Origin of the sequence: Lichenicoccus sp. (genome assembly GCF_965277665.1) — a bacterium.
Classification (GTDB): Bacteria; Pseudomonadota; Alphaproteobacteria; order Acetobacterales; family Acetobacteraceae; genus Lichenicoccus.
Genome location: NZ_OZ255835.1, coordinates 5,001 through 18,050 on the forward strand (window position 1 = coordinate 5,001; position 13,050 = coordinate 18,050).

General features: G+C 62.6%; 10 protein-coding genes, 1 tRNA gene and 2 rRNA genes. 11 read left to right on the plus strand and 2 right to left on the minus strand.

The annotated features are described in order from the left end of the window. The first annotated feature begins 95 nt into the window (after positions 1 to 95). The 3 genes from ACQY4O_RS00025 to ACQY4O_RS00035 all read left to right on the plus strand — a co-directional run bounded on the left by ACQY4O_RS00025 (position 96) and on the right by ACQY4O_RS00035 (position 3,188). Positions 96 to 2,836, plus strand: a 23S ribosomal RNA gene (locus tag ACQY4O_RS00025). Positions 2,837 to 2,936: 100 nt separating this feature from the next. Further along, positions 2,937 to 3,052: ribosomal RNA gene (gene rrf, locus ACQY4O_RS00030) — 5S ribosomal RNA — on the plus strand. A gap of 59 nt (positions 3,053 to 3,111) precedes the next feature. Next, positions 3,112 to 3,188, plus strand: a tRNA-Met gene (locus ACQY4O_RS00035). Here the strand turns inward: ACQY4O_RS00035 and ACQY4O_RS00040 are convergent. Beyond that, on the minus strand, positions 3,159 to 3,482 hold the full coding sequence (locus ACQY4O_RS00040) for a hypothetical protein (RefSeq protein ID WP_428374217.1): 324 nt from the start codon (positions 3,480 to 3,482) through the stop codon (positions 3,159 to 3,161). The genes ACQY4O_RS00035 and ACQY4O_RS00040 overlap by 30 nt on opposite strands. Positions 3,483 to 3,660: 178 nt before the next feature. Here ACQY4O_RS00040 and ACQY4O_RS00045 point away from each other — a divergent pair, with 178 nt between their 5' ends. Beyond that, positions 3,661 to 5,580, plus strand: coding sequence for a chloride channel protein (locus tag ACQY4O_RS00045; protein WP_428374218.1), 1,920 nt, complete (start codon positions 3,661 to 3,663; stop codon positions 5,578 to 5,580). 226 nt (positions 5,581 to 5,806) lie between these two features. On the opposite strand, the gene ACQY4O_RS00050 is transcribed toward ACQY4O_RS00045, so the two are convergent. Beyond that, the gene (locus tag ACQY4O_RS00050; protein ID WP_428374219.1) at positions 5,807 to 6,226 is read right to left on the minus strand and encodes an SMP-30/gluconolactonase/LRE family protein; all 420 of its coding nucleotides are present in this window, start codon (positions 6,224 to 6,226) and stop codon (positions 5,807 to 5,809) included. Between the two features lie 973 nt (positions 6,227 to 7,199). On the opposite strand from ACQY4O_RS00050, the gene ACQY4O_RS00055 reads away from it, so the two are divergent. The 7 genes from ACQY4O_RS00055 (at position 7,200) to ACQY4O_RS00085 (ending at position 13,026) form a co-directional block, all read left to right on the plus strand. Continuing rightward, the gene (locus ACQY4O_RS00055) at positions 7,200 to 7,739 is read left to right on the plus strand and encodes a hypothetical protein (protein WP_428374220.1); all 540 of its coding nucleotides are present in this window, start codon (positions 7,200 to 7,202) and stop codon (positions 7,737 to 7,739) included. Positions 7,740 to 7,741: 2 nt separating this feature from the next. Further along, entirely contained in the window at positions 7,742 to 9,037 is a 1,296-nt protein-coding gene (locus tag ACQY4O_RS00060) for a cbb3-type cytochrome c oxidase subunit I (RefSeq protein WP_428374221.1), read from the plus strand. After that, entirely contained in the window at positions 9,025 to 9,672 is a 648-nt protein-coding gene (locus ACQY4O_RS00065) for a cytochrome c oxidase subunit 3 (protein WP_428374222.1), read from the plus strand. The genes ACQY4O_RS00060 and ACQY4O_RS00065 overlap by 13 nt, the downstream gene beginning before the upstream one ends. Then, positions 9,669 to 9,986, plus strand: a complete 318-nt coding sequence (locus ACQY4O_RS00070) for a cytochrome o ubiquinol oxidase subunit IV (protein ID WP_428374223.1) — start codon at positions 9,669 to 9,671, stop codon at positions 9,984 to 9,986. The genes ACQY4O_RS00065 and ACQY4O_RS00070 overlap by 4 nt, the downstream gene beginning before the upstream one ends. 28 nt (positions 9,987 to 10,014) lie before the next feature. Continuing rightward, complete coding sequence (locus ACQY4O_RS00075; protein WP_428374224.1) at positions 10,015 to 11,103, plus strand: SDR family oxidoreductase; 1,089 nt, start codon at positions 10,015 to 10,017, stop codon at positions 11,101 to 11,103. 160 nt (positions 11,104 to 11,263) lie between these two features. Continuing rightward, positions 11,264 to 11,899, plus strand: coding sequence for a trehalase-like domain-containing protein (locus ACQY4O_RS00080; protein WP_428374225.1), 636 nt, complete (start codon positions 11,264 to 11,266; stop codon positions 11,897 to 11,899). Between the two features lie 53 nt (positions 11,900 to 11,952). After that, the gene (locus tag ACQY4O_RS00085; protein ID WP_428374226.1) at positions 11,953 to 13,026 is read left to right on the plus strand and encodes a glycoside hydrolase family 15 protein; all 1,074 of its coding nucleotides are present in this window, start codon (positions 11,953 to 11,955) and stop codon (positions 13,024 to 13,026) included. The last annotated feature ends 24 nt before the right edge of the window (positions 13,027 to 13,050 follow it).

Sequence of the window (13,050 nt, forward strand, 5' to 3'; positions counted from 1 at the left end):
CGACTTGTCGTGATCTTTGGATCATGGCGCGTTTGGGGCTTTGTCTGTGCTCGTGTCAAAGCGGGTGTGGATGGTTCCTGTGCGTGTTGTGGTGGTTTTGAGCGCGATAAGGGCATTCGGTGGATGCCTTGGCACCAGGAGGCGATGAAGGACGTGGCACGCTGCGAAAAGCCATGGGGAGCCGCGAGCAGGCTTTGATCCGTGGATATCCGAATGGGGCAACCCCCCCAGCGATGGGGATCATCATCTGAATTCATAGGATGATGAGGCGAACCCGGGGAACTGAAACATCTCAGTACCTGGAGGAAAAGACATCAATTGAGATTCCGCTAGTAGTGGCGAGCGAACGCGGAACAGGCCAGTGGTTGACATGAAGCAAGCAGAAGGGTCTGGAAAGGCCGGCCGGAGCGGGTGATAGCCCCGTATGCGTAGGAGCATGTCGATCCTTGAGTAGGGCGGGACACGTGAAATCCTGTCTGAACATGGGGGGACCACCCTCCAAGCCTAAATACTCCCTGGTGACCGATAGTGAACAAGTACCGTGAGGGAAAGGTGAAAAGCACCCCGACGAGGGGAGTGAAATAGACCTGAAACCGGATGCCTACAAGCAGTCGGAGCCTCCTATGGGGTGACGGCGTACCTTTTGTATAATGGGTCAGCGAGTTTCTGTTTGCAGCGAGCTTAAGCCGGTAGGTGTAGGCGCAGCGAAAGCGAGTCTGAAATGGGCTATGAGTTGCTGGCAGAAGACCCGAAACCGAGTGATCTAGCCATGGCCAGGCTGAAGGTGCGGTAACACGCACTGGAGGGCCGAACCCACGCCTGTTGAAAAAGTCGGGGATGAGCTGTGGCTAGGGGTGAAAGGCCAATCAAACTCGGAGATAGCTGGTTCTCCGCGAAATCTATTGAGGTAGATCGTCAGGTGTTTATCCCGGGGGGTAGAGCACTGGATGGGCTAGGGGGGCCCAAAGCCTTACCAAACCTAACCAAACTCCGAATACCCGGAAATATAGCCTGGCAGACAGACGGTGGGTGCTAAGGTCCATCGTCGAGAGGGAAACAGCCCAGACCACCAGCTAAGGCCCCCAAATCGTGGCTAAGTGGGAAAGGATGTGGGGATTCCAAAACAACCAGGAGGTTGGCTTAGAAGCAGCCATCCTTTAAAGAAAGCGTAATAGCTCACTGGTCTATTAGAAACCCTGCGCCGAAGATGTAACGGGGCTCAAGCCACGTGCCGAAGCTGTGGGTGTATGCGCAAGCATACGCGGTAGCGGAGCGTTCCGTAGGTCTGTGAAGGGGATGGGGTGATCCTCCCTGGAGATATCGGAAGTGCGAATGCTGACATGAGTAGCGACAAACAGTGCGAGAAACACTGTCGCCGAAAGTCCAAGGGTTCCTGCGCAAGGTTAATCCGCGCAGGGTGAGCCGGCTCCTAAGGCGAGGGCGAAAGCCGTAGTCGATGGGAATGAGGTGAATATTCCTCAGCCTGCCAGAAGTGACGAATGCGAGATGTTGTCGGGTCTTATCGGATTGATCCGGCTTTTTGAGCATTCCGGGAAATAGCTCTGGCATACAGACCGTACCCTAAACCGACACAGGTGGACTGGTAGAGCATACCAAGGCGCTTGAGAGAACGATGCTGAAGGAACTAGGCAAATTGCTCGCGTAACTTCGGGATAAGCGAGACCACCGTGTGGGCAACCATGCGGTGGTGGCACAGACCAGGGGGTAGCGACTGTTTAGTAAAAACACAGGGCTCTGCGAAGTCGAAAGACGACGTATAGGGTCTGACGCCTGCCCGGTGCCGGAAGGTTAAGAGGAGGTGTGCAAGCACTGAATTGAAGCCCCGGTAAACGGCGGCCGTAACTATAACGGTCCTAAGGTAGCGAAATTCCTTGTCGGGTAAGTTCCGACCTGCACGAATGGCGTAACGACTTCCCCGCTGTCTCCAGCATCGGCTCAGCGAAATTGAATTCCCCGTGAAGATGCGGGGTACCCGCGGTCAGACGGAAAGACCCTATGAACCTTTACTGCAGCTTTGCAGTGGCATCAGGAAAATGCTGTGTAGGATAGGTGGGAGGCTATGAAGCCGGGGCGCTAGCTCAGGTGGAGCCATCCTTGAAATACCACCCTGAATTTTTCTGATGTCTAACCGCGTCCGGTCAGCCCGGACCGGGACCCTGCATGGTGGGCAGTTTGACTGGGGCGGTCGCCTCCCAAAGTGTAACGGAGGCGCGCGATGGTGGGCTCAGGCCGGTCGGACATCGGCTGCTGAGTGCAATGGCATAAGCCCGCCTGACTGCGAGAGCGACAGCTCGAGCAGAGACGAAAGTCGGCCATAGTGATCCGGTGGTCCCGCGTGGAAGGGCCATCGCTCAACGGATAAAAGGTACTCTAGGGATAACAGGCTGATCTCCCCCAAGAGTCCACATCGACGGGGAGGTTTGGCACCTCGATGTCGGCTCATCACATCCTGGGGCTGGAGCAGGTCCCAAGGGTTCGGCTGTTCGCCGATTAAAGTGGTACGTGAGCTGGGTTTAGAACGTCGTGAGACAGTTCGGTCCCTATCTGCCGTGGGTGTTGGAGACTTGAGAGGATTTGTCCCTAGTACGAGAGGACCGGGATGAACGCACCTCTGGTGCACCGGTTGTCGCGCCAGCGGCACCGCCGGGTAGCTACGTGCGGACAAGATAATCGCTGAAAGCATCTAAGCGAGAAACTTACCTCAAAACCAGGTCTCCCAGAGGGCCGTGATAGACCATCACGTCGATAGGCCAGATGTATACGTGCAGCAATGCACTCAGCTAACTGGTCCTAATCGCCCAATAGGCTCAAAACACAAATACACCACCACACGCACAGCAGTCATCCACATCACACAACACCGCGCACCAACCCACTCACTCGCCCGAACCTCCCCCAAAGGTTGGCTCGGACGACCTGGTGGCCATGGCGGGGAATGATCCACCCGATCCCATCCCGAACTCGGCCGTGAAAACCCCCAGCGCCCATGATACTGCATCTCAAGATGCGGGAAAGTCGGTCGCCGCCAGGTCTTCCGAACCAACCTATTACACACACATCGAGGCCGCATACTCACAGCAGCCTCACCACCGCGGGGTGGAGCAGCCCGGTAGCTCGTCAGGCTCATAACCTGAAGGTCACAGGTTCAAATCCTGTCCCCGCAACCACCAATCGTTGACTCCCCGTGCCACAAGGCGCGGGGAGTTTTTCGTTGGGCCGCGCGCCGCCGATGCCAGGGCCAGGATCGTCGCAAGCGCACCCCGCAGCTCGATGCGCAGACCGTCCGCAGCGCCCGGATCCGGGGTCAGCGTTACGCTGTCGATCAGGCCGCGTAGCGCCTCGGCCGCCTCCAGCTTGATCTCCGGTGCCGACAGCGAGGCTTCCAAGCCGGCCACCTTGTCGCGGTGGAGCGCCGCCGCATTCGGATGCAGTCGGAACCACAGTGACCCTGCGAGCAGCACCTATCTGCCGGCCGGTCGTTCGCTGGAGTGCAAGCCCCAGGTGTGGGAGTGCCGCCGGGTCTAGCCAAGCAACCTCCCTGCCGGTCGAGCAGCCGCCGTTGTGGCGAACTCGCTACCCTTGTCAGATGGCCGACTTAATCCGACCGCGGGTGTCTCGACCTAACTGCTCTGCTACCGCATGAAGGTGCTCGATCCGGAAGGCGATGGAGAACAAATGGACGGGAAGACGACCGAGGGTCACGTCGACCCCTCTGTGGCGAATGCCGCGGTTGCGCAGCCGTCACACCGACCACCGCCCGCTCCCGATCCAGCGGAGGAGCTCGAGGAGCGGCGCATCGCTCTGCCGCTGCTCTGCTGTTGCGCTGTGTTGATCGGGGTTGTGACCGGGATCGGAGCGGTAGTATTCCGGGACCTCATCGGTCTCGTCCACAATCTGTTCTTTCTACAGACCTTTTCGGTCGACTACGATGCGAGCGCGTTCACGCCGCGGGATCCGTGGGGTCCGCTCGTGATCCTGGTGCCGGTCGTGGGCGGCCTCGGCGTCACATGGCTGGTCTCGAACTTTGCACCCGAGGCGAAAGGTCATGGCGTCCCAGAGGTGATGGACGCGATCTACTACAAGCGGGGCTTGATCCGGCCGGCGGTCGCGGTGGTCAAGTCCTTCGCTTCCGCGCTCGCGATCGGGTCGGGTGCCGCCGTCGGCCGTGAAGGGCCGATCATCCAGATCGGCTCCGCGCTTGGCTCAACGCTCGGTCAGATCGTGCCGATGCTGACCGGGCAGCGGATCGTGCTCGTCGCGGCCGGCGCCGGCGCCGGCATCGCGTCGACCTTCAACACGCCGATCGGCGGCGTGCTCTTCGCGACCGAGCTCATGCTCCCCGAGGTCAGCGTCGACACGTTCCTGCCCGTGGCGCTTGCGACCGGCACCGCGACCTATGTCGGGCGGCTGTTCTTCGGCACCGCACCCGCCTTCATCGTGCCGCCGGACCTCATGTTGACCGGCGCGCATGCCGCGACCCTGAAGGCGCTCATGCTCTACGCCGTGCTCGGCGCGATCACCGGTGCTGCCGCGGCTCTGTTTGTCCGGACGCTGCATTGGCTAGAGGACCTGTTTGACAGGATCGACGGACGCTACGCACGCCACGCGCTCGGCATGGCAATCGTCGGCGCCCTGTTCTATGGACTTCATCTTTTCGCCGGCCACTACTACGTCGAAGGCGTCGGCTACTCAACGATCCAGGCGGTGCTCGGACGCCAGCTCGATGGCGCAATCTTCCTGCTGTTCCTGTTCGCAGCCAAGCTCGTAGCGACCTCCGTCAGTCTCGGTTCCGGTTCGTCGGGAGGGATCTTCTCGCCCTCGCTCTTCATGGGAACCGCACTCGGCGCTGGTTTCGCCGCTCTCGTCCGGGCCGCCGACCCGAGTGCCGACATCAGCCTTTCCGCCTTTGCCATGGTCGGAATGGGCGCCATGGTCGGCGGGGGCACCGGGGCAGCGATGACCGCAATCGCGATGATCTTCGAGATGACGCGGGACTACGACATCGTGCTGCCCATGATCATCGCGGTGGCCGTGGCGCTCGGCACTCGCCGCCTGCTGTCGCGCGAGAACATGTACACCGCGAAGCTGGTCGGGCGTGGCCATCCGATCCCGAAGGCGTTGCACGCCAACATGTTCCTGGTCAGGAGTGCGACCGAGCTCATGGACCGCGACGTTCTCGTGCTCGACGAGGCCACGCCGTTCAAGGCCTATCGTGCGGAGGCTGGTCCGGACCTTCGCCATGCGATCCTCACCCGAGGCATAGACCAAGGCGTTCTTGTGTCCGGCGTCCTTCATGTGGACGCGACCTTGGCGCTCGTGCTCGGCACCACGGCCGCGGACGCGTTGACACTTCAGGCTATTGCAGTCACGCCGTTCGTGATTGTGCGCCCAAAGATGGTCGCTTTCGACGTGATCACCACAATGGAGCGGCGAAGAGCCGAGGCCGCTGTCGTGGTCGGACCGCCACCCCCGGGTGGTCCCGACCAGGTCCTGGGTATCATCACGCACGAGTCGATCGCGAGCGCAGTTGCGGCATCGATCCGTATCTATCCACGCTAACATGCGAGGCACCGTCGGTGGTGAGCGCCCAGCTCCCGGATGACGGCACCAGTGAAGGAGTCTAGGATACTCCGAAACAGAACGCTGCCGTCATCTCCAGGCCGGGTCGGCGGGAATTGCCGGCGGCTGTCTGTCAATGCACCAGATCGTGGGCAGTCCCGGCAAGAGCGCGCACGTCATCTCCTGTACAGGCGGTTCCGCAAACGCGGCGTCTCAGCGTCATTTCTCACGGACGTGCGCAGAAATGACAGGCAAAATGCGTGCAAGCCCTGCGTCTCCGGACGTGTGCGCGAAGATCAGCCGAGCAGGTCGATCGCCAACAACTGGTTGTCGCCGCCATGAACAAGCGTCTTCTGCCTGAGCCGCCGAAGCACAGGTCGGATACCGTCTGCGCGGTCGGAATGAAGCCGAGCCGTTCTCGCTCTGCCGACCAGACGTGAACTCCGTCGGCAGCGGAGGTCCAGACCCAGCTACGGCGATCAATCGCAAAACCGTCCGGGTGTCCATGGTCGGTGTGGCAGAAGAAGCGCCGGTTGGAGAGGGCGCCTGCCTCGGCCACATCAAAGGCAATGATCTCATGCGTGACGCCGGTGCCGGCATTCGGTATCTGGCCCAACCAAAGTGCCGTATCCGAGACGTAGAGCACGCGTCAGTCCGGAGAAGCCGACACCCTTCAGCTGCTGAAAGTCCGCCATCCGGCGCAAGTCGTCCGTGCATGGGTCGAAGCGGTAGACGCGGCGATGTTGCACCTCCGGCTCGACAAGGCTGCCCCTGGTTCGGCATCAGAATGCCGAAACTCGGGTCGGTCGACCAGATTGCCCCGTCCGGCGCCACCGTCAGGTCGTCGGGCAAGTTCAGACGCCGGCCTTCATATTAGATGACGATCGGACGCGGCTGTGCTCCGGGGTTTCCGAACGGCTGATGCAGTGAAGGCCGTACTAGCAAGGCACGAGACGCCATCGGTGTCGATTGCGTTGCCGTTCACGAAGAGGGTTCCGTCGAGCGCCGCCTCAACGCGGCCGTCTCCATGCAGCGACAGCAGGCGGCGGATGGGCAGATCCGACCAGAACAGGAGGCCGCGTGCGAAGTCCAGACCCGACCCACCTCACGCAGCGTGCCGTTGTAAAGCGCCATCAGCTTCCAAATGGGAGGCAGCACTTCGGCCAAACGAGAATCGTCCACCTGAACGCCGAGAGGGGACCTCGCCGGTTTCCGCGGACCGAGGCGACGCAGCAGGCCTCCACGATCCGGCGCATCTCCGCGCAGGCCGTGTCCGATCATCTAGAGATCACGCTCCGGCATATGCTTCGAGGCTGGAACGCCAAGGACTGGCCGGCGTTCCATCACCGATAAGCGAGAAGTCGCGCTTGGCTAGAATATGCATAGGCAAGCCGTGACAACTCGTGTCGTCTAAGGCCATGACGCTCCACTCCAGCCACTCGGACCGCTCACGCCTGTTCCGCACAGCTCCCGACCGGGCGCGGAGAGCGGTGTCGTTCGCCGTCCTGACAGGCGCCGTTCTGTCACTGGCTGGATGCGCCCTTAATCGCGGCTTCCTGTTTCCAGCCGGTCCGATCGCTGGCGCAATCCGCCATGAATGGCTGGTGGTTTGCCTCATCATGCTGTTCGTGATCGGCCCGGTGCTGCTGCTGGTGCCTCTGGTCGCTTGGCACTACCGGTTGTCAAACACCAGGAGCGCCTACCGGCCGCAATGGGGCTTCAGCTGGTCACTCGAGGGCCTGATCTGGATCCCGCCAACCGCCATCGTCGTAATTCTGGCCGTGTTCCTGTGGCGCGACACCCACCGGCTGGATCCGTACAAGCGGCTGCCCGGCCACGCGTTGGAGATCCAGGCGATCGCCGCGGACTGGAAGTGGATCTTCATCTATCCGGAACAGGGCATCGCCAGCGTGAACCGCCTGGTGATCCCGGTCGAACGGCCGGTGCATCTCAGCCTTACCAGCGCCACCGTGATGCAGTCGATCCTGATGCCCCGACTGGCCGGACAAATCGCCGTCATGGCGGGAATGCGGACGCAGTTGTCGCTGCGGGCCGACCAGTCCGGCCGCTTCCTCGGCGAGAACGTGCAGTTCAACGGCATGGGTTTCCAGAACGAGAAGCTCGCCGTCGACGCCATGAACGGTGCCGGCCGCCGCTGACGGTGGCGACCTCGCTGCTCGCCGCCGACCGCTACCTCGGAATGCATTTCTTCACCGATGACCTCGGTGGGAACATGATGAACTATGTCAATCTGTTCTGGCTGTTCGGCCATCCTGAAGTCTACATCGTGGTGCTGCCCTCCTTTGGCGTCTATTCAGAGGTCGTGTTGGCCTTCTCGTCGAAGGAACTCTACGGCTACAAGTCACTCGTCATCGCCACCATGGCCATCGGCGTGTTGTCCTTCACCGTCTGGCTGCACCATCTCTTCACCATGGGACAGGACGCCGACATCAATGCGGCGTTCGGCATTGGCACCATGACCATCGGGATCCCCACCGGCGTCAAGATCTACGACTGGATCTTCACCATGTTCCGCGGGGAGGTGCGTTTCACGCCGCCGATGGTGCTGTCGCTCGCCTTCATGGTCACCTTCGTGCTCGGTGGCTTCACCGGCATCCTCCTGGCAACGCCGCCCCTAGATTACATCGTGCACAATACTCTCTTCCTGGTGGCGCATTTCCACAACATGCTCATTCCAGGCACCCTCTACGGCCTGCTGGCCGGCTACATGTACTGGTTCCCCAAGGCGTTCGGCTTCCGGCTGAACGAGCGTTGGGGCTGGATCAGCGCTGGCTGCTGGATCACCGGCTTCTATCTGGCCTTCTTCCCGCTTTACGTACTGGGAGCCTCGGGAATGGCTCGGCGGACGCAGCAGGTTTCCGACCCGGCGTTCCGGCCCTGGCTCTACGTGGCCCTGTTCGGCGCCTTCGTGTTGTTCACTGCGCTCGTCACGCTGTTCGTCCAGCTCTTCGTGTCCATCCGCGATCGGCACGCCAACATGGTTCCGGTGGGCGACCCCTGGGATGCGCGCGGACTGGAATGGTCAATCGCCGCCCCGCCGCCGGAATGGAACTTCGCCACCATCCCGCAGGTGAGCAGCCGCGACGCCTTCTACTGGCGCAAGCGCAATCGTAAGGCATACAAGCCGGCTGATCATTACCAGGATATTGAGCTGCCGAAGGCGAGCGCCTGCGGCGTCATTATTGGCCTGTCCGCCGCAGCCTGCGGTTTCGGTCTGGTCTGGCGCATCTGGTGGCTGCTCGCGTTGTCCGGGGCCGTCGTCATGGCCACCGTGATCATCCGCTCATTCATGCGTGACGTTACTCGCACAATTCCAGCTGCGGAGGTGGAGGCGTTCGATCGGCGCTGGCTGGCCCAGGCGCAATTTGCGAAGCCGGTCTCGCGCCAGCGCGAGATGTCCCGGCGCAACGAGGGGCTGGCCGAATGGACAGCGTAGGCCCCCAGCTCCGCCATGCCGGGCTCAATCTGGAGAACGACCCGCGCGAGACCAGGCACCAGGTCGAGATCGACGTGTTCGGCTTCTGGGTCTTCCTGATGAGCGACGCGGTGGTGTTCGCGCTGCTGTTCGCGCTCTACGGCACCATGCTGGGGGCGCGGGCCGGCGGGCCGGGCCCGACGGACGAGTTCAAGATCGGATCCGCCTTCATCGAAACGTTGATCCTGCTCAGTTCCTCCCTCACTTTCGGGATGGCCTCCCTGTACCTGAAGCGGGACCACCGGCCGCTGCGACTGATGCTGTGGCTGGCGCTGACGCTGGCACTCGGGCTCGCCTTTCTCGGCATGGAGATCCACGACTTCGTCACCATGGTGTCGCAGGGCGCCACTGCCGGCCGCAGCGCCTTCCTGTCCGGACTTTTCGTTCTGGTGGGAGTGCACGGGCTGCATGTCACCACCGGCGCGCTCTGGATCGCGGTGATGCTGGTGCAGGTGGCGACCTTCGGATGCGACGAGAAGGTGGAGATCAACCTGATCCGGCTGTCGCTGTTCTGGCATTTCCTTGACGCGATTTGGATCGCGATCTTCTCGGTGGCCTATCTCCAGGGTCTGATACCCCCCGGAGGCAACACATGACAGCGCCGTGCATGCAACGGGGGGAGGCGCTTCCGTACTTCATCGGCTACGGCCTGTCGCTGTTGCTGACGTGCGCCGCCTCCGGCCTGGTGTGGCAGCACCTGCTGTCCGGCCATAGCGCCCTCTACGTCGTGCTCGCCCTCGGCTTGGTGCAGATGCTGACACATTTCCGCTGCTTCCTGCACATCAGCCTGCGGCGCGACAGCCGGCCCGACCTGCAACTGTTGCTCCTCTCCTCCCTGATCGTGGCCCTGATGGTCGGCGGAACGCTCGTAGTGCTGTTCAACCAGCATAACCGGATGATGGGGCCATGAGCGCGGCGGCGAAAGCCGCTCGAGGCGCATGGTCGGTCTGGGTGCTTCATGCAAAGGCCGGTTTCGCCTGCAGGCCATAGTCGCGGAACCGCTGTGGTTCGGTTTCTACCGGGGAGGACTTATCTTGGGAAAAGTCGTTGTCATTACTGGGGCTGGAGCCGGCGTTGGCCGTGCAACCGTCGACGAGTTCGCCCGACAGGGATACGATGTCGGCCTGCTTTCTCGCGACCAGGACAGGCTCGACCAGGCTGCCGTGCAGGCGCGTGGACGTGGCGTGCGGGCGCTACCGATCTCGACCGATGTTGCCGACGCTGGTGCGGTCGAGGTCGCTGCTACCAGGATCGAGGACGAGTTGGGCCCGATCGACGTCTGGGTCAATGTCGCAATGGCAACCGTGTTCGCGCCGGTCAGCAAGCTGACGCCGGAGGAATTCGAACGGGGCACGCGGGTGACCTATCTGGGACAGGTTCACGGCACGATGTCGGCGCTGAAGCGGATGCGGGAACGCAACCGCGGCACCATCGTCAATGTCGGTTCGGCGCTCGGCTACCGGTCGGTGCCGCTGCAGTCGATCTATTGCGGTGCGAAGTTCGCGATCCGCGGTTTCACCGACGCGCTGCGCTCGGAGATCATCCACGACAAGCTCGACGTGCAGCTCACCATGGTCGATCTGCCGGCCGTCAACACGCCGCAGTTCGACTGGGCGATGAACAAGATGGGGTTCAAGGCAAAGCCGGTCGCCCCGATCTATCAGCCCGAGGTGCCGGCGCGGGCGATTTTCTTTGCGGCCACGCACCGTCGTCGTCAGGTCTGGGTCGGTTATCCGACGGTGCAGGCGATCCTGGCGAACCGGATCGCGCCCGGCCTGATCGACAAGTATCTGGCCAAGGCCGGATATTCCGGTCAGTTGACCGACGAGAAACTCGGTCCGAACGCGCCTGCGAACCTGTTCCACCCGGTTCCGGGCGCCTATGCGGCGCATGGCCGGTTCGACAACCGGTCGAAGAGCCGCAGCTGGGAAATGTTCACCGATCGTCATCGTGCGGCGTTCTGGGCGGCGGCCGGCGTCGGCTTTGCTGCCATCGTCCACCAGATCGCCAAGCGACTTGATATCTAGCCGCAGTCGCTCGCCTGCCACGGCGAAGACGCGCGTTCGATGTCCATCGGCGCGCTGCTGCCGCCGTCCCTGCAGTTCAAGTTCGTAATCCAGATTGATGTCGTTCCGCAGGCCCTCATCACCGGGCCGGGTTTCCTCTCGTGAGGTCTTGACGGTCGCGATGGCCACCCCGATCGACCGGCGGCTGGACGGGACTTTGGGTTCAAAGGCGCTGTCCGGGGCCAGGCCGCACCGTCCGCGTGACCGCGACCACAATTTCCATCACCAGATCGGACATAGCGATGCCACCCACAGAACAGCCTCCGACAGGTCGCGCGGCATGAGCAGCCCAATCGAGGATTATGCGCTGATCGGCGACGGAGAGACCGCCGCCCTGGTCAGCCGGAACGGCTCCATCGACTGGCTGTGCTGGCCGCAGTTCGACAGCGACGCCTGTTTTGCAGCCCTGCTCGGAACCGCGGAGAACGGTGCATGGTCGATCGCGCCGTCCTCCGGCGTGATGCGGACGAGGCGTCGATGCCAGGATGACACGCTGGTGGTCGAGACCGAGTTCGACACCGCGGACGGCACCGCGCGGCTGATCGACTTCATGCCGATGCGCGATGCCGGCACGGTGTCGTCGCTGGTTTGGATCGTCGAAGGCGTGACCGGAACAGTGGCGCTCCGGTTCGACCTGCGTTTGCGCTTCGATTATGGATCGCTGCCGCCCTGGTCGGAGCCGCACGGAAACGGGCTTGTCGCAAGACTGGGCTCGGCCGCTTCGACAGCGCGAGGACGGATTGGCCGGGCGTGGTGAAGCGGTCCCTGATCACGCGGCGGGCGCTGGTCCATCAGCCGAGTGGGGGGATAGTGGCCGCGCCCACCACCTCGCTTCCGGAAGCTCCCGGCGGCACGATGAACTGGGACTATCGCTATAGCTGGCTGCACGACGGGACGCTCACGCTCGGCGCTCTGCTGAATGCGGGCTTCAAGCAGGAGGCCGTGAGGTGGCGCCACTGGTTGCTGCGGACCATCGCCGGATCGCCGCAGCGGATGCGCATCATGTATCGCGTCGACGGGTCGCGGCACCTGTCGGAATGGAACGTCGACACCCTGGCCGGCTATCGATACGCCTCGCCGGTGCGGATCGGTAATGCAGCGTCGACGCAGCACCAGATCGACGTCAACGGGGAGGTTCTGAACTCGCTGCATCTGGCGCGTCTCGGGGGTATCGAGCCCACCACGCAGGGGCGTTCCATGTCGCTCGCGATCGTCCGGCATCTCGAGACGGTGTGGAACAGCGAGGGTTCCGGCGTCTGGGAATCCCGCGACACGCCGCGGCAATATACCTACTCGAAGGTCATGGCGTGGGTCGGCGTCGACCGGGTGCTTCGTATGCTCGAGCAGGACGGTCCTGGATCCGGGGACGTCGACCGCACCGAGCTCGAGCGTCTCGAGGCGCTGCGCCAGACCATCCATGACGAGGTCTGCCGCGAGGGCTGGAACGAGGGGTTGGGAACCTTCACGCAGCATTATGGCGGCCAGGAGATCGATGCCAGCCTGCTGCTGATCCCGCTGGTCGGCTTCCTGCCGGCGGACGATCGGCGCATCGCGGCGACGATCAAGACCATACAGCGCGAGCTGTCCGAGGATGGGCTGATCCGGCGCACCAGGGCCAAGGCCAGCGGTCCAAACGAGGGGGCTTTCCTGGCCTGCTCCTGCTGGATGGCGGACTGCCTGAGCATGCAGGGGAGGGCCGAGGAAGCACGGGCGCAGTTCGAGCGAGTCCTCACGGTCTGCAACGACGTCGAGCTGCTGGCCGAGGAATACAACGTACCGGCTCGGCACCTTGCAGGCAACTTTCCGCAGGCGCTGACCCATTTGGCTGTCGTCAACACCGCGCTCGGGCTCTGTGGCCCGGTGCTGCACCGCGGCGGCGGCTGAGCGTCGAACAGGCAGGCATCGAAA

Coding starts and splice junctions, on each gene's coding strand:
- ACQY4O_RS00045 (WP_428374218.1), top strand. CDS start 3,661: ATGAAGGTGCTCGATCCGGAAGGCGATGGAGAACAAATGGACGGGAAG.
- ACQY4O_RS00055 (WP_428374220.1), top strand. CDS start 7,200: ATGCTGTTCGTGATCGGCCCGGTGCTGCTGCTGGTGCCTCTGGTCGCT.
- ACQY4O_RS00065 (WP_428374222.1), top strand. CDS start 9,025: ATGGACAGCGTAGGCCCCCAGCTCCGCCATGCCGGGCTCAATCTGGAG.
- ACQY4O_RS00070 (WP_428374223.1), top strand. CDS start 9,669: ATGACAGCGCCGTGCATGCAACGGGGGGAGGCGCTTCCGTACTTCATC.
- ACQY4O_RS00075 (WP_428374224.1), top strand. CDS start 10,015: ATGGTCGGTCTGGGTGCTTCATGCAAAGGCCGGTTTCGCCTGCAGGCC.
- ACQY4O_RS00080 (WP_428374225.1), top strand. CDS start 11,264: ATGGCCACCCCGATCGACCGGCGGCTGGACGGGACTTTGGGTTCAAAG.